General features: G+C 67.4%; 20 protein-coding genes and 1 pseudogene. 8 read left to right on the top strand and 13 right to left on the bottom strand.

Going from position 1 to position 25503, the window contains the following annotated elements:
• Positions 1-40: 40 nt before the first annotated feature.
• The 7 genes and pseudogenes from AB7U46_RS07565 to AB7U46_RS07535 form a co-directional block, all read left to right on the top strand.
• Positions 41-325, top strand: a pseudogene (locus AB7U46_RS07565) (STAS domain-containing protein); the annotation flags it as partial.
• Positions 322-687: a response regulator gene (locus AB7U46_RS07560; RefSeq protein WP_428336342.1), complete on the top strand. Its 366-nt coding sequence runs from the start codon at positions 322-324 to the stop codon at positions 685-687. The pseudogene AB7U46_RS07565 and the gene AB7U46_RS07560, both read left to right, overlap by 4 nt.
• Positions 688-698: 11 nt before the next feature.
• The gene (locus AB7U46_RS07555) at positions 699-2870 is read left to right on the top strand and encodes a chemotaxis protein CheA (RefSeq protein ID WP_428336341.1); all 2172 of its coding nucleotides are present in this window, start codon (positions 699-701) and stop codon (positions 2868-2870) included.
• A 4-nt stretch (positions 2871-2874) separates the two neighbouring features.
• Complete coding sequence (locus AB7U46_RS07550; RefSeq protein ID WP_428336340.1) at positions 2875-3336, top strand: chemotaxis protein CheW; 462 nt, start codon at positions 2875-2877, stop codon at positions 3334-3336.
• Positions 3333-4208, top strand: coding sequence for a CheR family methyltransferase (locus AB7U46_RS07545; protein WP_428336339.1), 876 nt, complete (start codon positions 3333-3335; stop codon positions 4206-4208). The genes AB7U46_RS07550 and AB7U46_RS07545 overlap by 4 nt, the downstream gene beginning before the upstream one ends.
• Positions 4199-4585 (top strand): response regulator, encoded by a 387-nt coding sequence (locus AB7U46_RS07540; protein WP_428336338.1) that lies wholly within the window; start codon positions 4199-4201, stop codon positions 4583-4585. The genes AB7U46_RS07545 and AB7U46_RS07540 overlap by 10 nt, the downstream gene beginning before the upstream one ends.
• Entirely contained in the window at positions 4582-4974 is a 393-nt protein-coding gene (locus tag AB7U46_RS07535) for a hypothetical protein (RefSeq protein ID WP_428336337.1), read from the top strand. The genes AB7U46_RS07540 and AB7U46_RS07535 overlap by 4 nt, the downstream gene beginning before the upstream one ends.
• 88 nt (positions 4975-5062) lie before the next feature.
• On the opposite strand, the gene AB7U46_RS07530 is transcribed toward AB7U46_RS07535, so the two are convergent.
• The 10 genes from AB7U46_RS07530 to recA all read right to left on the bottom strand — a co-directional run bounded on the left by AB7U46_RS07530 (position 5063) and on the right by recA (position 18971).
• Complete coding sequence (locus tag AB7U46_RS07530; RefSeq protein WP_428336336.1) at positions 5063-5578, bottom strand: chemotaxis protein CheD; 516 nt, start codon at positions 5576-5578, stop codon at positions 5063-5065.
• A complete protein-coding gene (locus AB7U46_RS07525; RefSeq protein ID WP_428336335.1) occupies positions 5575-6627 on the bottom strand; it encodes a protein-glutamate methylesterase/protein-glutamine glutaminase in 1053 nt (350 codons plus the stop codon). Before AB7U46_RS07525 ends, AB7U46_RS07530 begins: the two co-directional genes overlap by 4 nt.
• Positions 6628-6662: 35 nt before the next feature.
• Entirely contained in the window at positions 6663-9749 is a 3087-nt protein-coding gene (locus AB7U46_RS07520; protein WP_428336334.1) for a methyl-accepting chemotaxis protein, read from the bottom strand.
• Between the two features lie 128 nt (positions 9750-9877).
• On the bottom strand, positions 9878-10624 hold the full coding sequence (locus AB7U46_RS07515) for a squalene/phytoene synthase family protein (RefSeq protein WP_428336333.1): 747 nt from the start codon (positions 10622-10624) through the stop codon (positions 9878-9880).
• Positions 10621-12243, bottom strand: a complete 1623-nt coding sequence (gene cimA / locus AB7U46_RS07510; protein ID WP_428336332.1) for a citramalate synthase — start codon at positions 12241-12243, stop codon at positions 10621-10623. The genes AB7U46_RS07515 and cimA overlap by 4 nt, the downstream gene beginning before the upstream one ends.
• Before the next feature lie 52 nt (positions 12244-12295).
• Entirely contained in the window at positions 12296-13699 is a 1404-nt protein-coding gene (gene cysS, locus AB7U46_RS07505) for a cysteine--tRNA ligase (RefSeq protein ID WP_428336331.1), read from the bottom strand.
• Between the two features lie 164 nt (positions 13700-13863).
• Complete coding sequence (locus AB7U46_RS07500; protein ID WP_428336330.1) at positions 13864-14661, bottom strand: class II glutamine amidotransferase; 798 nt, start codon at positions 14659-14661, stop codon at positions 13864-13866.
• A gap of 83 nt (positions 14662-14744) precedes the next feature.
• Entirely contained in the window at positions 14745-15035 is a 291-nt protein-coding gene (locus AB7U46_RS07495; RefSeq protein WP_428336329.1) for a DUF1330 domain-containing protein, read from the bottom strand.
• Positions 15035-17692: an alanine--tRNA ligase gene (gene alaS / locus AB7U46_RS07490; protein WP_428336328.1), complete on the bottom strand. Its 2658-nt coding sequence runs from the start codon at positions 17690-17692 to the stop codon at positions 15035-15037. Before alaS ends, AB7U46_RS07495 begins: the two co-directional genes overlap by 1 nt.
• A gap of 211 nt (positions 17693-17903) precedes the next feature.
• Positions 17904-18971 carry a recombinase RecA gene (gene recA, locus AB7U46_RS07485; protein WP_428336327.1) on the bottom strand — a complete coding sequence of 356 codons (1068 nt, stop codon included), beginning with the start codon at positions 18969-18971 and terminating at the stop codon, positions 17904-17906.
• 200 nt (positions 18972-19171) lie between these two features.
• Between recA and AB7U46_RS07480 the strand changes: the two genes are divergently transcribed.
• Positions 19172-19765, top strand: coding sequence for a hypothetical protein (locus tag AB7U46_RS07480; RefSeq protein ID WP_428336326.1), 594 nt, complete (start codon positions 19172-19174; stop codon positions 19763-19765).
• A 106-nt stretch (positions 19766-19871) separates the two neighbouring features.
• On the opposite strand, the gene AB7U46_RS07475 is transcribed toward AB7U46_RS07480, so the two are convergent.
• From AB7U46_RS07475 to AB7U46_RS07465, 3 genes are all read right to left on the bottom strand, one after another.
• Entirely contained in the window at positions 19872-22073 is a 2202-nt protein-coding gene (locus tag AB7U46_RS07475; RefSeq protein WP_428336356.1) for an ATP-binding protein, read from the bottom strand.
• A gap of 212 nt (positions 22074-22285) precedes the next feature.
• Entirely contained in the window at positions 22286-23461 is a 1176-nt protein-coding gene (locus AB7U46_RS07470; RefSeq protein ID WP_428336325.1) for an RsmB/NOP family class I SAM-dependent RNA methyltransferase, read from the bottom strand.
• 83 nt (positions 23462-23544) lie between these two features.
• Positions 23545-25503, bottom strand: coding sequence for a 3-hydroxyacyl-CoA dehydrogenase NAD-binding domain-containing protein (locus AB7U46_RS07465; RefSeq protein ID WP_428336324.1), 1959 nt, complete (start codon positions 25501-25503; stop codon positions 23545-23547).

Genomic DNA, 25503 nt, shown 5'->3' with positions numbered 1-25503 from the left:
AAGGGGAACACGTGAGCCTTTTCCGGACCTTCGATTTCAGGGGGATGCGATGAGCGTTCTCCCCCTTCCCGCGAAACTCGATCTCGCGCAGGCCGAGACGCTGGCACAAGCGATTCGCGCCGAAAGCGGCGGCGATCTCGCCCTCGACGCGAGTGGCGTGACCCTGCTTGGCGGGCTGGGCCTGCAGATCCTGGCGAGCGTGGCGCAAAGCTGGCGCGCCAGTGGCCACCGGCTCACCATTTCCCCCCGTTCCGAGGCATTCGACGAGGCGCTCACGATTTTCGGCGTCGACCTCGCCACCCTGCAATCCGAGGAGGCCGCATGAGCCTGACAGTCCTTGCGGTCGATGACAGCCGCACGATCCGAGACATGCTGAAACTCGCGCTGAGCGAGGCGGGAATCACCCTGCATCTGGCCGAGGACGGCGTCCATGGGCTCGAGGTGCTCGAGGGGATCGAACCCGACGCGATCATCTCCGACATCAACATGCCGCGCCTCGACGGCTTCGGCTTCATCGAGGCGGTGCGCAATCAGGACAAGCATCGCGCGACGCCGATCCTGGTGCTGACCACGGAATCGGCGCCCGAGCTGAAAGCGCGCGCCCGCGCGGCGGGAGCGACCGGCTGGATCGTTAAACCCTTCGACCCGCCGAAGCTGGTCAAGGCGCTGCAGATGGTTGCGGGCTGAGGGAGGCACCGATGGCAACGGACCCGATGGCGGAAATCCGGGCGAGTTTCTTCGTCGAATGCGAGGAACTGCTCGAAAGCCTTCAGGATGCGCTCTCCGACATGGACGAGGGCAATCAGGACAACGAGACGATCAACGTCGTCTTCCGCGCGGTCCATTCGATCAAGGGCGGCGCCGGCGCCTTCGGCCTCGATGCGCTGGTGGGCTTCGCCCATCGCTACGAGACGGTGCTCGACGAGCTGCGCTCGGGCCGGCTCACGGTCACGCCCGATGCGATGAAGCTCTTCTTCCATGCCGCCGACCTGCTGCATGACCATGTGCGTGCGGCGCGCGATGCCGGCGCCCCGCCCGAGGGGGCGGAGGAATGCCTGACCGATCTCGAGGCGCTGATCGGTGGCGGTGCCGGCCCCGCGCCCGAGGAGGAGGTCACCGATTTCCAGCCGATGGGTCTGAGCTTCGACTTCGAACCCGAGCAGGCCGAGGGCGAATCGCCGCGCTGGCGCGTCACCTTCCGCCCGACGGCGGCGCTCTACGCCTCCGGCAACGAACCCCTGCACCTGCTGCGCGCGCTCGCCGCGCTGGGCGAGACGCAGGTGAGCTGCCGGCTCGACGATCTGCCTCCCCTCGAGGATCTGAACCCCGAGGAATCCTATCTCGAATGGCAGGTCGAGATCAGCGGCGACATCACCGATTTCGAGATCCGCGAGGTGTTCGATTTCGTCGAGGATGTCTGCGCCCTGACGATCGAAACGACCGATTCCGATCCCGCGCCCGCCTTCGACTTTTCCCTGCCCGATCTGCCGCCGCTCGACGAGAGTGGCCTGACCGAACCCGAACCGCCCTCCGATCCCCCGCCCGGATCGGGTCTCGAACCTCCCGCGGAAACCTCTCCGATGACCGAAACGCCCACTGCTTCCGACACAGGTTCCACGCAGGCCGCCGCAGGCTCCGCCGCCTCGGCGCGCGATGCCTCGGCCGAGCACAGCACCACCGTGCGCGTCGATCTTGAGCGCATCGACCGGCTGGTGAACCTCGTGGGCGAACTCGTGATCAATCAGGCGATGCTCGCGCAAAGCGTCGCGGAGGCCGGCCTGCCCCCGAATTCGGCGGTGATGACCGGGCTCGAAGCCTTCATGATGCTCACGCGGGACATTCAGGACAGCGTGATGATGATCCGCGCCCAGCCGGTGAAACCGCTGTTCCAGCGCATGGCCCGGATCGTGCGCGAGGCCTCCGGCGCGGTCGGCAAGGAGGTGCGGCTGCGCACCGAGGGCGAGGCGACCGAGGTCGACAAGACGGTGATCGAACGTCTCGCCGATCCGCTGACCCACATGATCCGCAACGCGGTCGACCACGGGCTCGAAACCCCTGAAAAGCGCGTCGCGGCGGGCAAATCCGCCGAGGGTGTGATCACCCTTTCGGCGCAGCACCGCTCCGGTCGCGTGGTGATCGAGGTAAGCGACGACGGCGCCGGGATCAACCGCCCGAAGGTGCGCGAGATCGCGGTGCGCAAGGGGTTGATCGCCGCCGACGCCACGCTCAGCGACACCGAAATCGACAACCTCCTGTTCCTGCCCGGTTTTTCCACCGCAGACCAGGTTTCGGCCCTCTCCGGCCGCGGCGTCGGCATGGATGTCGTGCGACAGGCGATCCAGGGGCTCGGCGGCCGCATCGCGATCCATTCCGAACCCGGCAAGGGCACCCGCTTCTCGATCTCGCTGCCGCTCACCCTCGCGGTGCTCGACGGGATGGTGGTGAATGTCGCGGGCGAGACCCTCGTCGTGCCGCTCTCTTCCATCCTCGAAACGGCGACCCTCACCGACGAGGACATCCGCACCCTCGGCCCGCAGACCAATGTCGTGCATGTGCGCGGCGCCTTCGTGCCGCTCTACGATCTGGGCGCGGAACTCGGCTATCGCCCGCCGCAAACCTCCTATGCCGGCGGCATCGTGCTGCTCACCGCGCAGGAAAACGGCAACCGGTCCGCCCTGATCGTCGACGCGATCCTCGAGCAGCGCCAGGTCGTGATCAAGGGGCTGCAACGCAGCTACGGCCACATTCCCGGCGTCGCCGCCGCCACGATCCTCGGCGATGGCCAGATCGCCCTGATCCTCGATCCCGCAGACCTCGTCCAGAACGCTTCCGGCCGCACCCGCGCGCCCCAACTCGCCCTTGCAGGATGACGCCATGACCACGCAACAGACCCATGCCTCCGAACTCGAACTGCTTTCCTTCCGCCTCGCCGAAGAGGAATACAGCGTCGACATCATGTCCGTCCGCGAGATCCGCGGCTGGACCCGCGCGACGCCGCTGCCCCACGCCCCCGCCCATGTGCGCGGCGTGATCAATCTGCGCGGCACGGTGCTGCCGGTCGTCGACCTTTCCGTCCGCCTCGGCATGGAGCCGGTGCAGGGCGACGCCCGCAACGTGATCATCGTCGTCCAGGTCGGCAACCAGACCGCCGGCCTCCTCGTCAATGCGGTGTCGGACATCCTCGCTCTCCCCCGGAGTGAGCTGCAACCGCCGCCTGAACTCGCCGCAGATGCGGCGCATAGTTTCATCGAAGCTCTCACCATCGTCGAGGGGCGGATGATCCGCGTCCTCGACCTGACCGCCGTCCTCCCCGACGACGCCGCCGAGGCCGCATGACCGTACAATCTTCCCAGTTCAACGGCCCATCGGCCCCAAACGAGAGCGAGCTCGCCTCGATCGCCCGCGTGCTGCACGAACACGCCGGTATCGTGATCGCGCCGGGCAAGGGCTCGATGGTCCAGTCACGCCTGGCGAAACGGCTGCGCGCGCTGGGGTTGAACGATTACGCCAGCTACATCGCCCTGGTCACCTCCGAAGCAGGCCTCGACGAGCGCCGCGCAATGATCTCGGCGCTGACCACGAATGTCACGCATTTCTTCCGTGAGAACCACCATTTCGAGACCCTGCGCAAAGAGGCCCTTCCGCCGCTCATCGCCCGCGCCCGCGCCGGCGCCAAGGTGCGGATCTGGTCGGCAGGAAGCTCGAACGGGCAGGAGGTCTTTTCCATCGCAATGGTTCTGGCCGATCTGGCATCCGACCTCGCCTCGCTGGACATCCGGCTGCTCGCAACCGACATCGACCCACATATGATCGCGCGGGGCCGCGACGCCGTCTATGACCCGGCGACGATCGACACGATCCCGCAGCCGCTGCGCCGCTTCCTGCAAGCGGAGGAACGGGGCTGGCGCATCGCACCCGAGCTTCGTACGCTGGTTACGTTTCGCGAGCTCAACCTCCATGACAGCTGGCCGATGAAGGGCCGCTTCGACGTCATTTTCTGCCGTAATGTCGTGATCTATTTCGATCCCGCCGCTCAGCTTCGCCTCTGGCAACGTTTCGAGGCCGCCCTCAACCCGGGCGGCTGGCTCTTCGTCGGTCATTCCGAACGGGTGCCGCTCGGCGCGCAAAGCGCGCTGACCACGGCCGGCATCACCACCTACCGCCTGAAGGAAACGGGCTCGAAGTCAGGAGAGGCACAGTGGCACTGAGAGATCAGTTGAGAATCATGGTCGTGGACGACATGTCCACAAGCCGCGGCCTGATCACCCAGGCCCTCGACGCCATGGGCATCCGACAGATCGGCTACGCAACCGACGGCCCTGGCGCCCTGCAGATCCTCGAGAAGACCCCGGTTCACCTGGTGATCTCGGATTACAACATGCCCGGGATGGATGGCTTGCAACTGCTGCACGCCCTACGCAGCAACGCGCGCACGAAAGGCGTCGGGTTCATCCTGATCACCGGCCGCGCCGATCGCGAGATCATCGAGACCGGCAAGAAGCTCGGGATGAACAACTTCCTCAAGAAGCCTTTCACACCGCAGGATCTGCGCAATTGTATCGAAGCGGTGGTCGGACGGCTATGACAAATCCCCTTTCCGAAACTGACCTCCGGGATTTCGAGCGGCGCGACCTGCCGCTCGACGCACTCGCCGCGCGCATTGCCGATGAACTCGACACGCTTGCTGGGCTTTCCTCGGACGTGCAGCGCGCGATTTCGATGTGTCATTTTTCGGATCATACCGAGCCCGAAGCAATCCGCGGCTTGCAGGGCATCGACCGCATCACCCAGGCGCTCGAGGATCTCGGGCGGCTCATGGCGGCGGTATCGGGAGAAATGCCAACCGATGTGAAGCTGCATGCCGTTCCGATCCTCTCCCGGCTGCGTCTGCATGAGTTGATCAACAATCTCGATCCGGACCGGATTCGAGAAGCCGCGCCCCTTGCGGAAACAGGTGACATCCAGTGGTTCTGAAGATGGATGATCGCCTGTCGCCACCGACAATGCATCACTGACATCATCCGCCGCACAGGCCCGGATGCCGCGCCTGTCGAGAGCGACGTCAGAAGAGTTCCACACCATTTCCGGGTTTCGGAACAGCGAGCGACTCGAAAACCTGAGCCTCCCCGAGGAGCCGTTGGCGGGCACGCCCGGATCCGGGCCAGAACTCGATCCGGCGCGCCTGCGTTCCGCCGAGGCTCTGACCTGTACACTCGATCCCCTCACGCGTGAGGAAATCGAGAACGAAGGCCGCGTTCTTCTGCCCGACATCGGTAAGTCCCGCAATCAGCCGCGCACCACCGAAGACCTTCGCCTTCAGATGAGTGCGGTTCGCGCCAGCCTTGATCAGGCCGTTGATCAGGAGTTCCATCGCATTGACCCCAAAGCTCGCGGATTGCAGCGCCGAACCGGTTCCTTCGGGAAGGAGAAAGTGATTCATGCCGCCCAACCCGGTGCTCTGATCATAGAGGCATGTCGCCACGCATGAGCCGAGGATCGTCGAAATCGAGAGATCGTTTCCCTTTTCGACGGCAAATTCGCCTTGAGCGATGTGGCGCGGCCTGTGCTTACCCGTCATTTCATCCCCCCGACAGATCGGGCCACCGCCCCTCCGGTTTTGGAACAGAGATCCAGCACGCTTCGGGCCATTTCGCCGATCGGGGTTGCCTGATCGACCGCGCCAAACTCGATCGCGGCACGCGGCATGCCGAAGACCACGGAAGTCGCCTCGTCTTGTGCAAGGCAATGTGCGCCTGCGCGGCGCAGACCGACCATCGCTTCGGCCCCATCCCGCCCCATCCCGGTCAACATCACGGCCACCACCCGCCCCGCGACCGGAACGGCGGAGTCGAAGAGGACGTCGACAGAGGGGCGATGCCCATTCCGCTTCTCACTATCGATCAACGCACAGGTCAGAGGCTCTCCAAGCCGCACGCCAAGATGAAAGTTCCCGCCAGGTGCCAGATAGACCCTGCCCGCTTCCAGCGGGGCGTTCTGTGTCGCCAAAGCCATTCGCGGTGCGATCCGGCTTTCGAGGCGCCGGGCAAAACTCGCCAGGAAACTCTCGGGCATATGCTGCGCGATCAGCGTTGGAGGACAGTTTTCCGGATAGCCCGACAGGAAGGTTTCCAAGGCGTCGACACCGCCAGTCGAAGACCCGACCAGAACGACGCGCCCATTCCAGTCAAAGCCGGTCGCCGGAGAGATCCGCGCGCGCGGCCCGGGGCTGCGCAACCGGGCATCCGCCGCAACGACGAGAAGATCCGCGAGATGATCGAAAGCGTCGGTGACCCGGTCCAGACGTGGCTTTCCGATACATTCGACCGCGCCCAAGGCCAGCGCCTCCAGCGCCGCGGCCGACCCCTTGAAAGTCTCGGTCGAGACCATGACCACGGGCATCGGTCGCAAGCGCATGATTTTTTCGAGAAATTCGAGCCCGTTCATGCGCGGCATCTCGACGTCGAGCGTCAAGACATCGGGCGAAAGCGTCTTGATCTTCTCGCGCGCCTCGAAGGGATCACCGGCTTCACCGACCACGAGAAGTCTCGGGTCGGACTCAAGCTTGCTGCGGATCACCTGCCGGATCGTCTGCGAATCATCGACGATCAGCACGCGCTTCGGCTTCATGTCTGCCCCCTCATCCCTGAAACAAGTCATGACGTTCAAAAGTCTTCCCAATCCCCCTCATCGCTCCGGGGCTGCTCGGCAAGATTACCCGAGACGACCGGGGGCGGGGCCGCGCTCCTCCGATGGTGGAATCTTGGCAACTCCTGCACCGATGGGGCGGCATTGATGGCTTCTGCGCGCCGTGCGGGAGGCGCTCCCCCGCCCGTACGGAACTGCGCCATCGTCTGCGAAAGCGTCTGGGCCCCGAGCGTGAGCGAACGGCTCGCGGCACTGGACTGTTCGAACATCGCGACATTCTGCTGCGTGTAGCGATCGAGATCGCTCACCGCCTCGTTGATTTCCGCAAGCCCCGCGCTCTGCCCGCGGGCGGAAGAGGCGATCTCCGAAACACGGTTCGCAACATCGATGACGGAGGCCAGAATCGCCTCGAGCGCATGACCTGTTTCGCCGACCAGGTCGACACCACGCCGGACCTGCTGCGACGAGGCGGAAATCAGCGCATCGATTTCCCGCGCCGCGTCCGAGGACCGCAGAGCGAGCGCCCGCACCTCGGAGGCAACCACCGCGAACCCTCGACCGGCTTCACCAGCGCGTGCCGCTTCGACCCCGGCATTGAGCGCGAGAAGATTGGTCTGGAAGGCGATATCGTCGATCACGCCGATGATACGCGAAATGCGTTGCGAGCTTTGTTCGATCTCGCCCATCGCGGCAACGGCCTGCTGAACCACCCGACCGGAACTTTCGGCACTTCCCCGCGCCTCGGCGACCACACGATCCGCCTCTGCCACACCCGCCGAGGCCGAACCGACCGAAGCGGTGAGTTGCGTCAGTGCGGCGGCGGTCTGTTCGAGCGTCGCGGCCTGATGCTCCGCGCGCCGGCTCAGATCCTCCGAAGCCGCGCTGATGTGATGCGCCTCGCCGTCGATCTCTCCGGCGGCCTCGACCACGACCTGGATCGCTTGCGCGAGATTGGCGATCGCCGCGTTGAAATCCGCGCGCAACTGCTCGTAATCCGCGGGGAAAGAGATCTCGATCCTTGTTTCGAGATCCCCTTCCGAAAGTTTGCGAAGCCCCACGCGCAAGGCCTCGACCACGTTGTGCTGCGCCCTCTGCAGCGCCGCGGTCCGCTCCTGCGCCTGGGCAAGCTCCTCCTGCGCCGCCGTCACGTCGGTCGCAATCAGCACAAGGCGGAGCAGTTGCCCTTCGTGGTCGCTGACAGGCGTCATGCTGCCCTCGGCAATCAGAGTGCGCCCATCCGGCGCCGCGACGCGGAACCGCCCGGTGATCGGATCGCTCCCCCCGATACGCTGCCAGAAATCGCCAAGTTCCCCGTCTCCGGTCACGAGACTCCGCCCGTCGATACCGAGCAGAGTTTGCCCATCGAGACCAAGCGCGGCCGCGGCATTGGCATTCGCGCGCGTCACGCGCCCCTCGGGCGAGAATTCGAGAATGATCTGGTGATCGTCGATCGCCCCGAGCAGAGCCTGCGTCATCTGCTGCGCGCTCACATCGCGCCATTCCACAACATAGCCAAGCAGAAGGTCGTCGGCATCACGGATGTCGCTGACCTCGACGTCGAAGCGGCCGTCGCCCAGGGCAAGATCCCGATGCAAGGGCAGTTGCGCCGGATCGGCCAGGGCAGCGCGAAGCGTTGCGTCGAGCGGAAGGACGTCATCGAGCACGCGGCCGACAAGTGCCTGGGGCGAAATCTCCGGACAGCGGCGGCGGAAGTCCGCGATCCGCTCTTCGATCGTCGCCATCAGCGCGGCATTGACATAGGTGATGGTAAAATCGCCATCGACCATCATCAGCCCCGCCGAAGCGTTGCGGAAGGCCGCGCCCTGGATCGCGGCGGCGCGCTGCGTTTCCTCCGCGGCAGCCAGTTCGCTGCGCAGCGCCTCGAGTGCGCGGGCGATGTCCCCCACCTCGTCGCCGCGTTCTGTGCCCGCCACGGGAACATCATGCGCGCCCTTTGCGATCGCCCCGATCGTCCGGCTCAGCCCGACCATCGGACGCGAGACCGAACGCGCCATGCCGCCCGAAAGCAGGGCGAGCAGGGCGAGCAACCAGGCCGCGTTGAAGAGCTGCTTGCGCGCGAGCGCCCGGCTCGGCGCGAAAAGCTCCGCCATGTCCTGCTCGATCACCATCGCGAAGGACTTGCCGAAGAGATCGAGCGGCGCATAGACCGCCTGCACCTGCGCACCGTCGAGCCCGGTCTGCTGCACCTGCCCCGCCTGACCAGAGAGCGCCGCCGCGACCGCCGCGGGCTTTGCCGTCTCGCCGACCGCGACCGGAACCGCACGCCGCGGCGCGGTCTCCAGCGTGCCCGAGGCATCGACGAGATAGCCGATCCCGGTGTCGCCAAGCGAGCGCGCCTCCGCCAGCACCGCATCCGCCGCCGACGCGCGCGCGAAGAAGGCCAGCGCCCCGATCAGCCGCCCCTCGGGGGTGCGCATCGGCATCGCGAGATAGACGCCGCGCGGCCCGTCCTTCACCGCGGCATAGGGCGTGAAATCGGAGGCGACAGTCGCATCGCCCCCCTCCGCAAGGGCCGCGGTCACGACCTGCGCCAGCGCGCTCTCGCGATAGGTACCCTGCGCCAGCGAGGTCGCGAAATCGTCGCCCTTGCGCAGAGAATAAAGCACCATCCCCGAGGCATCGACGAGATAGATGTCGTCGATCTGCTTTGCCTCGGCCAGCGCGACGAAGCCACGATGGCTGCGCCGGTGCAGGATCGAATAGTCGTTCACATCCCCCGGAAATTCGAGCTTCGCGCGTTCCCCTTCCGGATGGGGATTCTTCGCGATGAAAGTCTCTCGCAAATAGCCCGCGGGATCATCGCCAAGTTGTTTCCACGCATTGGAAAAATCCCGCAGCGCGCGATTCGTGCCGGGGTTTGCCGCGCTCGCGCGCAGCTCCGACACCAGCCCCTCCGCCCAGGTCGAGAGCGCCTCGCGCCGCACATCGAGCGTCTGCTCGAGCCGCCCGGTGCCCTCCTCCAGCATGATGGCACGGCCGACGCGGTAGGATGACACCCCCATCACCGCCAGAGCGAAGGTCGAAATCGCGACCAGCATCAGCGGCAGCTTGATCGCGAGTCTCAGGTTGGTCAGGCCCTTCATGCGCTCCTCTCGGCAACGGATTCGGCAAAATCGCGCAACTTCGACGGGAGCCCAAAAGGCCCCCACCGGCAGAACATGACCGGAACTATTGAAGATTCACTTAAACCGTGCGGGTCGATCCGCGGTTTTCAGGCCAGAAACGCCGCCCGCAAAAGGCCGAAGCGGCGCGCGAATTCCGAACCGCGCAATTGCCCCGCGGCGATCCGCTCGGGCGCCTGCGCCGCGCGCGCCAGAACGCCCTCGGCCGCCCAGCCGGGCAGCGCCGCAAGCCGGGCCGCGCGCCCCGACAGACCCTCGCGCGCCTGCACAAGCCGCGTCCGCCCCCGGGCCGCCAGCGCGCCGAGCGCCGCCGCATCGGCCCCGGCCAGATCGAGCCGACCGCGCGCGCGCAATTCGGGCAATGCCTCGAGCCAATGCGCCAGCCCCGCCGCCGCGCCATAGGCGCGCAGCGCCTCGGTTTCCGCGCCAAGCGCCGCCCCCGCCGCGGCGTAGACCGCGCCCGAGGTCGCCGCGAGATAATCTTCGAGCGCCGCCTCGGTCTCGAACGGATCGGACCAGCAATCGGCGCGCCGCGCCTCCGCCGCCTCGGTCAGCCCGGCAAGCGCCGCGCCCGGCAGATCGGCCAGCGCCGGCCCGATCTCATGCGGCGGCGCCCCGCGCCCCTCGGCGAGCGCCGCGAAAGCGTCGATCCACCATTGCAGGCGCATCTCCGCCACCATCGGCTCGCCCGAGGCCCAGGGCGCGCGCGCGATCTCCAGATTGGCGGCGTAAAGCGCCCAGAGCGGCGCGCGCAGATCGGCCGGCACCGCCATCACCGCGGCGAACCGATCCGGGTCGCCCGCCGCCACCCGCTCCGCGCAAAGCGCCCCGCTCATGCCGGTTGCACCCGGTCGCGCAGCAGTTTCCAGCGGATCGCATCGAGCAGCGCCTCGAAGGAGGCGTCCACTATGTTCGGCGAGACCCCCACCGTCGACCAGCGGCTCCCCTGCCCGTCCTCGCTGTCGATGATGACGCGGGTCACCGCCTCGGTGCCGCCCTGGGTGATCCGCACCCGGAAATCGACGAGTTTCATGTCGTCGATGCAGGCCTGATAGGGGCCGAGATCCTTGCGCAGCGCGTTCGAAAGCGCGTTCACCGGGCCGCGGTCATGCCCCTCGGCATCCATGCTTTCCGAGACCGAAAGCATCTTCTCGCCGGCGATCTTCACCACCACCACCGCCTCGGAGATCGAGATCACCTGATCGAAGCGGTTACGCCGCCGCTCGACGGTGACGCGGTAGCGCTCCACTTCGAAGAACTCGGGCGCAAGCCCCAGCACCTCGCGCGCGACCAACTCGAATGAGGCCTGCGCGCCGTCATAGGCATAGCCGCGGTCCTCGCGCGCCTTCACCTCGTCGAGGATCAGCGCCAGCCGCGGATCCTTCGGGTCAACCGAAATCCCCATCGCGGCAAGACGCGCGCGCAGGTTCGACTGCCCCGCCTGGTTCGACATCGGGATCAGCCGGCTGTTGCCGACGAGCGCCGGATCGATATGCTCGTAGGTCGCCGGATCCTTGAGGATCGCCGAGGCATGCAGCCCCGCCTTATGCGCGAAGGCCGAGGCGCCGACATAAGGCGCCGAGCGCAGCGGCACACGGTTCAGGATGTCGTCGAGCTTGCGCGAAAGCCGCGTCATGCCGGCCAGCGCGTCTTCGCTGATGCCGGTCTCGAACCGGCTTTTGAACGGCTCCTTGAGCAAGAGCGTCGGGATCAGCGTCGTCAGGTTCGCATTGCCGCAACGCTCGCCCAGCCCGTTCAGCGTGCCCTGCACCTGCCGCACCCCGGCCTCGATCGCCGCAAGCGAGGCGCCGACCGCATTGCCGGTGTCGTCATGGCAATGAATGCCGAGGTGATCGCCGGGCACGCCCGCCTCGATCACCGCGCGGCAGATCGCAGCCACCTCGCCCGGCAGCGTGCCGCCATTGGTGTCGCAAAGCACCACCCAGCGCGCCCCCGCCTGATAGGCCGCCAGCACGCAGTCGAGCGCATAGGGCGCATTCGCCTTGAACCCGTCGAAGAAATGCTCGGCATCGAACAGCGCCTCGCGCCCCTCGGCCACCATATGCGCGACCGAGGCGCGGATGTTCTCGAGGTTCTCCTCGAGGCTGATGCCAAGCGCCGCGGTCACATGATAATCATGCGTCTTGCCGACAAGGCAAACCGCCGGCGTATTGGCATTCATCACCCCGGCGAGCACCTCGTCATTGGCGGCCGAGCGCCCCGCGCGCTTGGTCATGCCAAAGGCGGTGAAAGTCGCGCGCGTATGCGGCCGCACCTCGAAGAAATCGCTGTCGGTCGGGTTCGCCCCCGGCCAGCCGCCCTCGATATAGTCGATGCCGATCGCGTCGAGCGCCTCGGCGATCGTCACCTTCTCGGCCACCGAGAACTGCACGCCCTGCGTCTGCTGCCCGTCGCGCAGCGTGGTGTCGTAAAGGAAGAGCCGCTCCCTGCTCATGCCTGAACCCCCCGTTTCTTCCTGGTCAAAATACGCACTCCCCCCACACCGCTCACGCGAGATCCGGCAGCTTCGCCGCGTCGAACCCGGGCCCCGGCAAAAGCTCCACCCCCGCCTTCGACATCCGCACCTCGACGCCCGCCGCCGTGAGCGCCGATTTCAGCGCATCGACCGCCGAGAAATCCTTCGAGGCCATCGCCGCCGTGCGCAGATCTGCCAGCTTTTCGGAAAATTCCGAAAGATCGAAAACCGGCGAAACTGCCCATTTGCCGATCTCGTCACCCAGCAATCCCATCAGCCCCGCCGAAGCCTTCAGCACAGCCGGATCCTCGATCTGGTGCAGCGCCGCAATCGCGCCCGCAGTATTGAGGTCATCGCAAAGCGCCGCGATCACCTCGGGCGCCGCGCTCCGCGCGGGCTCGATACCCGCGGTGAGCGCATGCCACTTGCGCAGCGTCGCCTCCGCTTGCGCGGCCTTTTCCGCCGTCCAGTCCATCGGCTTCGTGTAATGCGTCTGCAGGAAGACGAAGCGGATCACCTCGCCCGGGATGCCCTTCTCGAGCAGGTCGCGCACCGTGAAGAAGTTGCCCAGGCTCTTGGACATCTTCTTGCCCTCGACCTGCAACATCTCGTTATGCAACCAGAAATTCGCGAAATGCCCCTCCGGATGGGCGCAGCAGCTTTGCGCGATCTCGTTCTCGTGGTGCGGAAATTGCAGGTCGATCCCGCCGGCATGAATGTCGAAGCTCGCCCCCAGCAGCTCATAGGACATCGCCGAACATTCGATATGCCAGCCCGGCCGCCCGCGGCCCCAGGGGCTGTCCCAGCCCGGCAGATCGTCATCCGACGGCTTCCAGAGCACGAAATCCATCGGATCTTCTTTGAAGGGTGCCACCTCGACCCGCGCCCCCGCGATCATGTCGTCGACCGAGCGCCCCGAAAGCGCGCCATATTCGGTATAGCTGCGCACGCGAAAGAGGACATGGCCGTCCTTCGCATAGGCATGGCCGCCCGCGATCAGATCCTCGATCATCGCGATCATCTGCGCGATGTAATCGGTCGCCCGCGGCTCGACCGTCGGGCGCAGCGCCCCCAGCGCGTCCATGTCGGCGTGATACCAGCCGATCGTCTCCTCGGTGCGCGCCCGGATCAGCTCCTCGAGCGTGCCCTCTGCCCCCGCCGCCTTGCGGGAAAGCGCCGTCGCGTTGATCTTGTCGTCGACGTCGGTGAAATTGCGCACATATTTCACATGATCCGCGCCATAGACCTGCCGCAGCAGACGAAAGAGCACGTCGAACACCACCACCGGCCGGGCATTGCCCAGATGCGCGAGGTCATAGACGGTCGGGCCACAGAGATACATCCGCACGTTCAGCGGGTCGATCGGCGCGAAGACCTCCTTGCGGCGGGTCTTCGTGTTGTGCAGGCGGATCTGGGGCGCAGGCGTATCGGACACGGACAGGCTCTCCTCGCGGCATCGCTCGCGGGCTTGGCTCATTCGGTCTGACTTGGCAACAGAGAACGGCCCGCGTGACGAAGGTCAGCGGCAAATAATGCAAATGATGGTGGCACGGGTTCTCATGGCGCTGTCATAGCGCGGGGCGCGCCGCTTGCCAAGCGTCAAGCGGCCGCAGCGGCGCGCAGCTCGGGCGCGAAGGGCTCGATCGTGACGCGCTTGCCCTCGAAGATGCAGAAGGATCCGGGCGGGATCTCCTCCCAGTCGCCCTCGCTGTCCTCCAGCGGTTCGGAGACCACCGCGCGCCCGCGCCGGCTGTCCGACCAGCGATGATAAAGCGTCGGCGCCGCGTCGTCCGACGCATAGCGCACCGCATAAAGCCGCACGCCGTCGGAAAAGGCCGCGGTGAGGCGCATATAGGGCGTGTGGCCCCGCTCGCGCGCCAGCGCCTCGAGCCGCGCCGTCGCCCGTTCGAGCGCGCATTTCGGATCGGCGTCGAGCCCTTCGGAAAGCGCGACGAGGAACAGCGCCTCGCTGTCGGTCGCGCCCTTGCGCTCACAATACAGGCTGTCGGGGATCAGCATCTCGCCCGCGCGGCGGAACTCGTCATAACCGCCGATCTGACCGTTGTGCATGAAGCTCCAGCGGCCCGAGGTGAAGGGATGGCAGTTGTTGCGCGAGGTCGCGGTGCCGGTCGAGGCCCGCACATGGGCCAGGAACAGCCCCGATTTCACCTGCGCGGTCAAGGATTTGAGGTTCGGGTCCGACCAGGCCGGCATGACGTCGCGGTAAAGCCCGGGCTCGGGCCGTTCGCCATACCAGGCGATGCCGAAGCCGTCCGCGTTGATCGCGGTGTGGCATTGCGTGGCGCATTGACTCTGATGGATGAGCGAATGCCCCGGTTTCGAGACGATGTCCTCGAGAAAGATCGGTTGCCCGATATAGGCGGCCCAACGGCACATTCACGGCCTCTCCCGGACGATCCGCGCCGTCCGCACCCATGCTGCATTGCGGCAATGTAACACGGGCGTGACGGCGCGCAAAGTCACTCGATCGCTTCGACGATCACCAGATCGCGTTCGGAGGCGCCCTTCGCATGGGCCAGCGCCGCCTGATAGTCGGGCCCGTTGTAGCAGGCGACCGCGGCCTCGACGCTCGGGAACCAGGCGACGACATTGCGCGCGCGCTCATTGCCCTCGAGCTGGACGTAGCGCGCACCACGGGCGAGGAACTTGCCCCCCGCCTTGGCGATCGCCGGCCCCGCAAGCGCGGCGTATTTGCCATAGGCCTCGGCGTCGAGCACCTTCACATTGGCAATCCAGTAGGCCCCCGGCATCAGATCTCTCCTGCGATCACGGCGCGCACGGCGGAAACCGCCTCCTGCGCCTTCGACGGATCGGCCCCGCCCGCCTGCGCCATGTCGGGCCGGCCGCCGCCGCCCTTGCCGCCAAGCGCCGCCGCCGCGGCCTTGACCATCTCGACCGCGCTGACGACATCGGTCTTGTCCGCGGTCACGCCCGCGGCCACCGCCGCCTTGCCGCCGGTATCGGCGACGACGAGCACCGCGCCCGAGCCGATCTTTTCCTTCAGGCTGTCGACCAGCGCCGGCAGATCCTTGCCCGAAACGCCGCTGACGACCTGGGCGAGGAATTTCAGCCCGCCGATCTCCTCGGCCTCGGGGCCACCCGCCGCACCGCCGCCCATCGCGAGCTCGCGGCGCAGCTGCGCCACCTCGTTCGCGAGATGCTTGCGCTCCTCGGCGAGCGCATGGACGCGCTCGACGAGATCCGCGGTCGAGGTCTTCAGCGTCGCCGCGGCCTCGGCCGCAAGCGCCGCCTGCGCCTTGAGGTGATCGAGCGCGGCCTGACCGGTCAGCGCCTCGACCCGGCGCACGCCGGCGCTCGACGCCGTGTCGCCAAGCGCGACGAAGGCGCCGATTTCGCCGAGCCGCCCGACATGGGTGCCGCCGCAAAGCTCGAGCGAATAGGTCTTGCCCGCAGGCCCCTTGCCGGAACCGAGCAGTTCGCCCATCGAGACGACACGCACCTCGTCGCCGTATTTCTCGCCGAAAAGCGCCTGCGCGCCAAGGCCGCGCGCATCGTCGGGCGTCATGATCCGCGTCTCCACCGCGCCGTTCTGGCGGATGAATGCGTTGACCTCGTGCTCGACCGTCGCCAGCTCCTCGGCGCTCAGCGCCTTCGAATGGCTGAAATCAAACCGCAGCCGGTCCTCGGCGTTGAGTGAGCCCTTCTGCGCGACATGGGCCCCCAGCGTGCGGCGCAGCGCCTCGTTCAGAAGGTGCGTCGCCGAGTGGTTTGCCCGGATCGCGGCGCGACGCTTGTGGTCGACCTCGAGCCGCGCGCCCTGCCCCTTCGAAATCTCGCCCATCGTCACCTCGGCGATGTGGACGAAAACCCCCGCGACCTTCTTCGTGTCGGTCACATGGGCCTCGCCGGTCTCGGTGCGGATGATGCCGGCATCGCCGACCTGACCGCCCGATTCCGCGTAGAACGGCGTCTGGTTCACCACGATCTGCACCGTGCCCTTGGCCGAGGCCACCTCGGCGCCATCGACCACGAGCGCGAGGATCTGCCCCTCGGCCTTCTCGGTGTCATAGCCGAGGAATTCGGTCACGCCCTTGTCCTCGGCGATCTCGAACCAGATCTTCGCATCCTTGGTCTCGCCCGAGCCGGCCCAGGCGGCGCGCGCCTTCGCCTTCTGCTCGGCCATCGCCGCGTCGAAACCCTCGGTGTCGACCTTGAGCCCCTTCTCGCGCAGCGCATCCTGCGTGAGATCGAGCGGGAAACCATAGGTGTCGTAAAGCTTGAAAGCCGCGGCGCCGGGCAGCTCGCCGCCCTCGGGCAGCGCGGCCAGCTCCTCGTCGAGCAGTTTCAACCCGCGATCGAGCGTCACGCGGAACTTCGTTTCCTCGAGCTTCAGCGTCTCCTCGATCAGCGCCTGGGCGCGCACGAGCTCCGGATAGGCCTCACCCATCTGCCGCACGAGCGCGGGCACCAGACGGTGCATCACCGGATCCTTCGCGCCGAGCATATGGGCATGGCGCGCGGCGCGGCGCAGGATGCGGCGCAGCACATAGCCGCGGCCGTCGTTCGAGGGCATCACGCCATCGGCGATCAGGAAGGAGGTCGAGCGCAGGTGGTCGGCGATCACGCGGTGATGCACCTTGCCCGGGCCGTCGGGGTCTTGCGAAGTGACATGGGCCGAGGCCTCGATCAGCGACCGCATGAGGTCGGTGTCGTAGTTGTCGTGCTTGCCCTGCAGGAGCGCGCCGATCCGTTCCAGCCCCATGCCGGTGTCGATCGACTGCATGTCGAGCGTGCGCATCGAGCCGTCCTCGAACTGCTCGTTCTGCATGAAGACGAGGTTCCAGATTTCGATGAAGCGGTCGCCGTCCTCATCCTTCGAGCCGGGCGGGCCGCCCCAGATGTGATCGCCGTGATCGAAGAAGATCTCGGTGCAGGGGCCGCAGGGGCCGGTCGGCCCCATCTGCCAGAAGTTGTCCTTCGTCGGGATACGGATGATGCGCTCGTCGGGCAGGCCCGCGACCTTCTTCCAGATCTCGGCCGCCTCGTCGTCGGTGTGATAGACGGTGACGAGCAGCTTCTCCTTCGGAATGCCAAAATCCTTCGTCAAGAGCTCCCAGGCGAAGGGGATCGCGCCGGTCTTGAAGTAATCGCCGAAGCTGAAATTCCCCAGCATCTCGAAGAAGGTATGGTGGCGCGCGGTATAGCCGACATTGTCGAGGTCGTTGTGCTTGCCGCCGGCGCGCACGCATTTCTGCGCGGTGGTGGCGCGGACATAGTCGCGTTTCTCGACGCCGGTGAAGCAGTTCTTGAACTGCACCATGCCGGAGTTCGTGAACATCAGCGTCGGGTCGTTGCGCGGCACGAGCGGCGAGCTTTCGACGACGCGGTGGCCGTTGCGCTCGAAGAAATTGAGGAAGGTGGAACGGATATCGTTGAGGCTGGGCATCTCACGGGCCTTTCGGGATTTCCCCCCGTTTAGCGAGCCCGCCCCGCGCTGTCCAGAAAGCAAAGGGGGCCCGGATCGAAACGGGCGCCAAAAGCAAGGCGGGCCGCGACATGCGCGGCCCGGCCTGTTTCACGACGGGGCCGGGATTTTCCCGGCCTGCCGCTTCCGGAAGGGGCGGATTCTCCGCCCCCGGCGGCGCCGTTCTGGCGCCTCACTCCTCGGTGAGAGTGTCGTCCTCGGGACCGATCCCGAAATCGAGCCCGTGGCTCGCGCGGATCTTGTCCTCGATCTCATAGGCCATGTCGGGATGGTCGCGCAGGAACTGCTTGGCGTTCTCACGGCCCTGACCGATGCGCTCGTCGCCATAGGAATACCAGGCGCCCGACTTGTCGACGACGCCGGCCTTCACGCCAAGGTCGATCAGCTCGCCGACCTTGGAGATGCCCTCGCCATACATGATGTCGAATTCGACCTGGCGGAACGGCGGCGCGACCTTGTTCTTCACCACCTTCACCCGGGTCTGGTTGCCGGTGACCTCGTCGCGATCCTTGATCGAGCCGACGCGGCGAATGTCGAGCCGCACCGAGGCGTAGAATTTCAGCGCGTTGCCGCCCGAGGTGGTTTCCGGGCTGCCGAACATCACGCCGATCTTCATGCGGATCTGGTTGATGAAGATCACCATGCAGTTCGAGCGCCCGATCGAGGCGGTGAGCTTGCGCATCGCCTGGCTCATCAGCCGCGCCTGTGCGCCGACCGTGGCATCGCCCATGTCGCCCTCGATCTCGGCCTTCGGCGTCAGCGCCGCGACCGAGTCGACCACCACCATGCTCACCGCGCCGGACCGCACCAGCGTGTCGACGATCTCGAGCGCCTGCTCGCCGGTGTCGGGCTGCGAAATCAGGAGTTCGTCAAGGTTAACGCCGAGTTTCTTCGCATAGAGCGGGTCGAGCGCATGTTCCGCGTCGACGAAGGCGCAGACGCCGCCCTTCTTCTGCTCCTCGGCGATGCAATGCAGCGTGAGCGTGGTCTTGCCCGAGCTTTCCGGCCCGTAGATCTCGATGATGCGCCCCTTCGGCAGACCGCCGATGCCGAGCGCGATGTCGAGGCCGAGCGAACCGGTCGAGGTCGCCTCGATCTCCATCGCCGGGTTTTCCGACCCGAGCTTCATGATCGAGCCCTTGCCGAATTGCCGTTCGATCTGCGCCAGCGCCGATTCCAGCGCCTTCTGCTTGTCCGCCTTGCTTTTGTCACTCATCTCGAAAAGGCCTGCCGTTGCCATCTGTCGCTTCCTTATTCCACAGCCGCCGCCCCGCAGCAATGATCGGGCGCCCCGCAACCGTTCCCCTCTTGTTCTCTCGATATGAGCACAATTAGAGAACATTGCAATAAAATTCTAGGAACGAGACTGGAACGTTAAGGTTAAAGAATGTTTACCGCCTCCGGCATCGGCGCTAAGAAATGCCAAACGACGGGGGCGGGATGCTTATTTTCTGGGAACAGCGACTGGTCTTTCTGGCGACGCCGAAGGCCGGCTCCTCTGCGGTCGAGGCCGCGCTCGAACCCCTCGCCGCCGTGGCGATGCAACGCCCGGCCCCCCTCAAGCATATGAGCGCAAAGGATTATCGCCTTCATCTTGCGCCCTTTCTCGAGGCCCAGGCCGGCAGCCCCTTCACCACCGTCGCGCTGATGCGCGAACCGATCGGCTGGCTGCGCTCCTGGTTCCGTTTTCGCAACCGCGACGATTTCGAGACCCCGGATCACCCGATGAAGGGGCGCAGTTTCGAGCAGTTCGCGCGCGACTACATGGCGCCCGAACGCCCGCCCCATGCCGAGATCGGCAGCCAGTCGGCGATTCTCTGCGACGAAACCGGCGCCCCGGGCGTCGATCGAATCTTCCGGTATGAGGAAATCGAAGCCTTCGTACATTTTCTCGAGGACCGGCTCGATTGCGCGATCACCCTGCCGCGGGTGAACGTGCCCCCCGCCGCCGACGTGAAGCTTTCCCCGGAAACCAGAGCCGAGCTGCACAGGGCCATGGCCCGCGATTTCGCGCTTTACGACAGCCTCGACTGACCGCGGCGCACGGCCCTTTTTCGCGCGCCGTCACCCAAGGGGCGCGCCCCCGCGATGCCAGCCGCATCAGGCCGTTTCCCCGCGGAACTCCCGCAACTCGGAAATCTCAGCTGCGCCGACCGATCTGGTTCTGCACGGTCGCCGTCAGCTCGCTCAGCGAGAAGGGTTTCGGCAGGAAAACCGAATTCGGTTGCGGCGCGCGCCCCTCGCGGAACACGTCCTCCGCATAGCCCGAAACGAAGACCACCGCGGTGTCGGGCCGGCGCTTGAGCGCCTCGGCGACCCAGGTCGGCCCGTCGATGCCCGGCATGATCACATCGGTGACGAAGACATCGAAATGCAGGCTCTCGTCCTCGAGGATGCGCAGCGCCTCCTCGGCGTTCTCGGCCTCGAACACGGTATAGCCGCGCAGCTTGAGCGCGCGCGAGGCGAAGGCGCGCACCGGCGCCTCATCCTCGACGAGCAGCACCGTCGCGCTCGCGGGATCGTCGGACATTTCCACCGGCGGCAGCGATTCCGGCTCGTTCTCCGGCTCGCTCGGCCGGTCGTGCGCGGGCAGGAAGATGGTGAAACAGGTGCCGGAGCCGACGACCGAGTCACAGAAGATATAGCCGCCGGTCTGCTTGATGATGCCATAGGCGGTGGAGAGGCCGAGCCCCGTCCCCTCGCCCGTGCGCTTCGTCGTGTAGAAGGGCTCGAAGATCTTGTTGAGCTTGTCCGGCGCGATCCCGGTGCCCTCGTCGGTGACCTTGACGACGACGTAATCCCCCTTCGGCACCGAGACGCGGTCGCGTTTCATCTCCTCGGTCAGGCGCAGGTTCTCCGTCTCGATCCGGATCTCGCCGCCGCCCGGCATCGCGTCGCGCGCGTTCACCACGAGGTTCATGATCACCTGCTCGAGCTGCCGCTTGTCGGCCCGGATCGGCGAGAGATCGGGGGCATGGCTGAGCGTCAGCACCACCTTCTCCCCCACCAGACGGTTGAGAAGATGGGTCAGATCGGAGAGCGTGTCGCGCAGGTCGATCACCCGCGGCTTCAGCGTCTGCTTGCGCGAGAAGGCCAGCAATTGCCCGACGAGCGAGGCGGCGCGGTTCGCGTTCTGGCTGATCTGGTCGAGATCGGCATAATCCGGATCGCCCTTGTCGTGGCGCAGCATCAGCAGGTCGCAATGGCCCGAGATCGCGGTCAGCAGGTTGTTGAAATCATGCGCCACGCCACCGGCGAGCTGGCCGATCGCCTGCATCTTCTGGCTCTGCACGAATTGCGCCTCGAGCGTCTTCAGCTGGGTCGCGTCGGAGAGCACCGCGACGAGGCCGGTGCGCCCCTCCTCGACCACGCGGCTGAGCGTGACCTGCAGAAAAACCTCACGATCGCCGCGCCGCGCGCGCAGCACCTCGGGGCGCCGCTCGGTCCGGCCGGCCAGCGCATCGGCGACCCAGTCGTTCACCGGGCGCCCCAGCCCCTCGAAGAGATCGGCGATCCGCGTCTCGGGCTGGATCTGGCCAAGCAGCCCGCGCGCTGCGCGGTTCACCGCCAGCACCCGCCCGTCCCCGGCAAGCCGCATCAGCGCGACGGGCAGGGATTCGAAGGAGGCGGGATCGTGACTCTCGCCGCGCCCCGGCAAGACCGGCAGGAGATAGATCTCGTTCCGCCCGCCCTGCCCCTCGATCTCGGCGACGATGCAGCGCAGCGGCCCGTCCGGCGTGGCGATCTCATGCTCCTCGCCCGAGCGCAGCGGCAGTTCGGAGAAGATGCGGTCGAGAGTGCGCACCCGTTCCCCGACCAGGCGGCGCAGCGCCTCGTTCATGAACAGCACCGCGCCCGAGCGCGACACGGTCAGCATCGGCAGGCTGATCGTCTCCGCCCCGCGCCCGCCCATCGGCCGCTCGGCCATGTCCTCGAGACGCCAGAGAAATTCGCCGGAGCCGACCTGATGCACCGAAAGCCGCACATGGCCGCGCCGGGTGATCAGATCCTCGCGCGCGGCGCCGAGCGAGGCCGCCTTCGACTGCAGCCGGTTGAGCACCGACCCGGGGCTCGCGAAGAGTTCGGAGAGCGCGCGCGCCAGCGTCTGCCCCCCGCGCGAGCCGAACCGTTCGACCGCGGCGCGGTTCTGATAGCAGATCTCGCCGTCGAGATCGGTGGTGAAGGAGGGCGAGGCGTCATGCGCGATGAAGCGGCCGATCTGTTCGGCATCGCGCGAGCGCTCGACCCGCTGGCGATGCGCCGCGAAACGGGCGACCACGGCCAGCACGAGGAAACTTCCCGCGATCGAAAGCAGGAGCATCATCGCCACGCGATCGCGCATGAAGAAACCGATGACCCCGGTCACACCGGCAAGTGCCAGCAGATAGACGGCGCCCGGCGCAAGCAGGGCCGCCGTGCGGCCCAGCGGCTGGAGCGGCTGGTCGGGATGGGCCACGTCCTCGGTCCTCTTCAGAATCAACGTCTCCATTCGGCGGCAAAAGCCTTAAATCCCGATTAACAAAAATTCCCTCTCAACCAAAAGCTGAATCGGCCTCAGCGCCCTTCGCGCGTGAGCAGTGCGCCGAAAAAGCCATCCCCGCCGTCGCAGGGCGTCAGCTGGCGCGCCTGCGTCACCTGCCAGCCCTCGGCGGCGGCGAAACGCGCGACCTGCGCCGCATTCTCGCGCGCGAGCAGCGAACAGGTCATGTAGAGCAGCGCTCCGCCGGGGGCCACGTGGCGCGCCGCCTGCGTCAGGATTTCCGCTTGCAGATCAACGAGATCGGAGAGCCGCTGCGGGGTGAGGCGCCATTTCGCCTCGGGCGTGCGGCGCCAGGTGCCGGAGCCCGAACAGGGCGCGTCGACCAGCACCAGATCGAAGCCTCCGGTGATCGCGCCGGGCCGCGCAAGGGCGATCGTGGCGCCGGCGCGGGTGGCGCGCGCGGGCAGATCGCGCATCCGCCCGGGGTCGATGTCATGCGCCACGATCCGCGCGTCGGGCATCCGCGCGGCAAGCGCCAGCGCCTTGCCGCCGCCGCCCGCGCAATAGTCGAGCGCGCGCAGCCCGGGCGCCTCGGGCACGGCCGCGATCATCGCTTGGGAGGCGGCATCCTGCAGCTCGACGCGCCCCTCGCGATAGGCGGCCGAGGCCTGGATCCGGCGCGCCCCCGCGATAACCTCGAGCGCGCTTTCGGCAAGCGGATGCGGCGCGCTTTCGATCCCCTCGGCGGCAAGCTCCCGCTGCGCGGCTGCGCGGTCGGTGCGGGCGAGGTTGACGCGCAGGAAGACCGGCGCGCGCGCCCGCATCAGGGCCGAAATCGTGTCGAACGCCGCGCCGAGATCGGCCTCGAGCGCGGGGCGCAGCCAGTCGGGCCAGTCGAGCCGGGCAAGCGCCGCGGCCTCGGGTGCCGGGGCGGCGAGCGCCGCTTCCTCCGCCGCATCGAGGGGCGCGGGGGCATGGCCCTCGCCGGTGAACAGCGTCGCGATCGGCAGATCCTGCGCGCGCGCGAGGCCGAGGATCAGCCCGCGCCCGCTCAGCGAGCCACCAAGCGCGGCATAGCTGCCGCGACAGCGCAGCGCGTCGAAGACATGGTCGCGCACCGCGGCGCGATCGCCCGAACCGGCAAAGCGGCTCGCCCGGCCCCAGTTCGTCAGCGCACGCTCCGCCGGTTCGCCGGAAAGCGTGGCATCGAGGATCGCGATCGCGGCGGAAAGGCGGGCGGCAGGGGTCATCGGAGCTCCTTTCGCCCGGGTCTAGCGGTGCGGGGCGGCGCGCGCAACGGAAAGCGCGGCCGCCCCGATCGCCTCGGGCCCGCTCAGCCCCGCACGCGGGTCGCGAACATCGGCCCGCCGCGCCAGCGCGGAAAGCCGTAGCCGTGGATCTCGACGAGGTCGATCTCCTCGGGGCGCCGCGCGATCCCCTCGGCGAGGATCGCCTGCCCCTCGGCGGCCATCTCGCCGACAAGTGCGGCGGCGATCGCCTCCGCCCCCATCGCCGCGCCCGGCACGACCTGCGCCGCGAGCAGTTCCGTCACCGCCGCCGAGGGCCGCGCGCGGCGATCGCCCGGGGCGTAGTCATACCAGCCGCCGCCGGTCTTCTGCCCCTTGCGCCCGGCGCGCACGAGGATGTCACCAAGCGTTTCGGGCACGATTTGACCCGCCGCCCGCGCCCCCTCGCGCTGCAAGAAGGCGATGTCGAGCCCGCCGAGATCCTGCGCCTCGAAGGGCCCCATCGCGAAACCATAGCCGCGCATCGCCGCGTCGATTTCCGCGATCGCGACGCCTCGGCGCACGAGATCCTCGGCCGCCGCGCGATAGCGTTTCAGGATCCGGTTGCCGATGAACCCCTCGCAGATCCCGGCCTGCACCGGGATCTTCCGCAGCCGCTGCGCCAGCGCGAAACCCGTGGCGAGTGTCGCTTCCGTCGTTTCCGGAACGGGAACAATCTCAAGGAGTTTCATCACATTGGCCGGGCTGAAGAAATGCAGCCCGAGGAAGCGCCCGGGGTTCGGCAGGCCCTCGGCGATCGCGCGCGGATCGAGATAGGAGGTGTTCGTGGCGAGCAGCGCATCGGCACGGCAGGCCTGCGCGAGCGCCGCGAAAACCGCGCGCTTCACGCCGATTTCCTCGAAGACCGCCTCGATCACCAGATCGACATCGGCGAGCGCAGCGTAATCGGTCGCGCCGATCACCCCGGCCTCCAGCGCCTCGGCCTGCGCCGCGGTGCGCTTGCCGCGCATCACCCCGCCCGCGAAGATCGCGGCGACATTGGCGCGCCCGCGGGCGAGCGCCTCGGCATCGCGCTCGACAAGCGTCACCGGCAGGCCGGCCTCGCGCAGCGCGGCGACGATCCCCGCGCCCATCGTGCCGCCGCCGATCACCGCGGCCGAGCGCAGCGGCAGCGCCTCGATGCCGCGCAGCGCGGCCGGGCGCGGCGCGGCGCGTTCGGCAAAGAAGACATGGCGCAGCGCGGCGGCCTCCTCGGTTGCGCGCAGCGCGAGGAAGGTCTCGCGCTCGAAGGCCATCGCCTCGGCGAAAGGCGCCTCCGCCGCGCGGCGCAGACAGGCAAGCGCGCGCCCGGGCGCGGTGGCGCCCTTCGCGGCCTTCGCCACCGCCGCCGCGCGCGCCTCCCAGAACCCGGCGGGGGGCGGCGTCACCGGCCGGGCGGAGACCGGCGCGGGCAAGGGCCGCGTGAGCGCGGCGCGGGCGAAACCCGTCGCCCCCTCGCCCAGATCGCCCGGGATCACCGCGTCGATCAGCCCCTCGGCCAGCGCCTGCGCCGCGCGCATCGGCCGGCCCGAGGTCACCAGATCGACGGCGAGCGCGACCCCCGCCAGTCGCGGCAGGCGCACGGTGCCACCCGCCCCCGGCACGATGCCAAGCGTGACCTCGGGCAGGCCGACCGAGGCCTCGGGCGCGGCCACGCGGAACCGGCACCCCATCGCCACCTCGAAGCCGCCGCCAAGCGCGGAGCCGTGGATCGCCGCGATCCACGGCTTTTGCGCCGCCTCGATCCGCGCCACGAGATCGGGCAGATGCGGCGCCATCGGCGGCTTGCCGAATTCGGAGACGTCGGCCCCCGCGATGAAGGTGCGCCCGGCGCAGATCAGCACCACCGCCGAGACCTCCGGATCGGCGTCGAGCCGGGCCACGGCATCCCAGAGCCCCTGGCGCAGTGCCTGGCTCAGCGCGTTCACCGGCGGGTTGTCGACGGTGACGCGGGCGATGCCCCCCGCGCGGGTGATGGTGACGACCGGGTTTGCGGTATCGAGCAT

It is taken from the genome of Paenirhodobacter sp., assembly GCF_050177655.1.
Classification (GTDB): domain Bacteria; phylum Pseudomonadota; class Alphaproteobacteria; order Rhodobacterales; family Rhodobacteraceae; genus Rhodobacter.
This window is presented reverse-complemented; position numbering and strand designations above follow the sequence as displayed.

Bases quoted from the DNA above. Each gene is read 5' to 3' on its own strand.
- alaS (WP_428336328.1), bottom strand. From the start codon at position 17,692: ATGCCCAGCCTCAACGATATCCGTTCCACCTTCCTCAATTTCTTCGAG.
- AB7U46_RS07470 (WP_428336325.1), bottom strand. From the start codon at position 23,461: ATGACCCCTGCCGCCCGCCTTTCCGCCGCGATCGCGATCCTCGATGCC.
- AB7U46_RS07550 (WP_428336340.1), top strand. From the start codon at position 2,875: ATGACCACGCAACAGACCCATGCCTCCGAACTCGAACTGCTTTCCTTC.
- AB7U46_RS07530 (WP_428336336.1), bottom strand. From the start codon at position 5,578: ATGACGGGTAAGCACAGGCCGCGCCACATCGCTCAAGGCGAATTTGCC.
- cimA (WP_428336332.1), bottom strand. From the start codon at position 12,243: ATGAGCAGGGAGCGGCTCTTCCTTTACGACACCACGCTGCGCGACGGG.
- AB7U46_RS07480 (WP_428336326.1), top strand. From the start codon at position 19,172: ATGCTTATTTTCTGGGAACAGCGACTGGTCTTTCTGGCGACGCCGAAG.
- AB7U46_RS07520 (WP_428336334.1), bottom strand. From the start codon at position 9,749: ATGAAGGGCCTGACCAACCTGAGACTCGCGATCAAGCTGCCGCTGATG.
- AB7U46_RS07560 (WP_428336342.1), top strand. From the start codon at position 322: ATGAGCCTGACAGTCCTTGCGGTCGATGACAGCCGCACGATCCGAGAC.
- AB7U46_RS07495 (WP_428336329.1), bottom strand. From the start codon at position 15,035: ATGCCGGGGGCCTACTGGATTGCCAATGTGAAGGTGCTCGACGCCGAG.
- AB7U46_RS07525 (WP_428336335.1), bottom strand. From the start codon at position 6,627: ATGAAGCCGAAGCGCGTGCTGATCGTCGATGATTCGCAGACGATCCGG.
- AB7U46_RS07555 (WP_428336341.1), top strand. From the start codon at position 699: ATGGCAACGGACCCGATGGCGGAAATCCGGGCGAGTTTCTTCGTCGAA.
- AB7U46_RS07475 (WP_428336356.1), bottom strand. From the start codon at position 22,073: ATGCGCGATCGCGTGGCGATGATGCTCCTGCTTTCGATCGCGGGAAGT.
- AB7U46_RS07500 (WP_428336330.1), bottom strand. From the start codon at position 14,661: ATGTGCCGTTGGGCCGCCTATATCGGGCAACCGATCTTTCTCGAGGAC.
- AB7U46_RS07515 (WP_428336333.1), bottom strand. From the start codon at position 10,624: ATGAGCGGGGCGCTTTGCGCGGAGCGGGTGGCGGCGGGCGACCCGGAT.
- AB7U46_RS07535 (WP_428336337.1), top strand. From the start codon at position 4,582: ATGACAAATCCCCTTTCCGAAACTGACCTCCGGGATTTCGAGCGGCGC.
- AB7U46_RS07545 (WP_428336339.1), top strand. From the start codon at position 3,333: ATGACCGTACAATCTTCCCAGTTCAACGGCCCATCGGCCCCAAACGAG.
- recA (WP_428336327.1), bottom strand. From the start codon at position 18,971: ATGGCAACGGCAGGCCTTTTCGAGATGAGTGACAAAAGCAAGGCGGAC.
- AB7U46_RS07465 (WP_428336324.1), bottom strand. From the start codon at position 25,503: ATGCTCGATACCGCAAACCCGGTCGTCACCATCACCCGCGCGGGGGGC.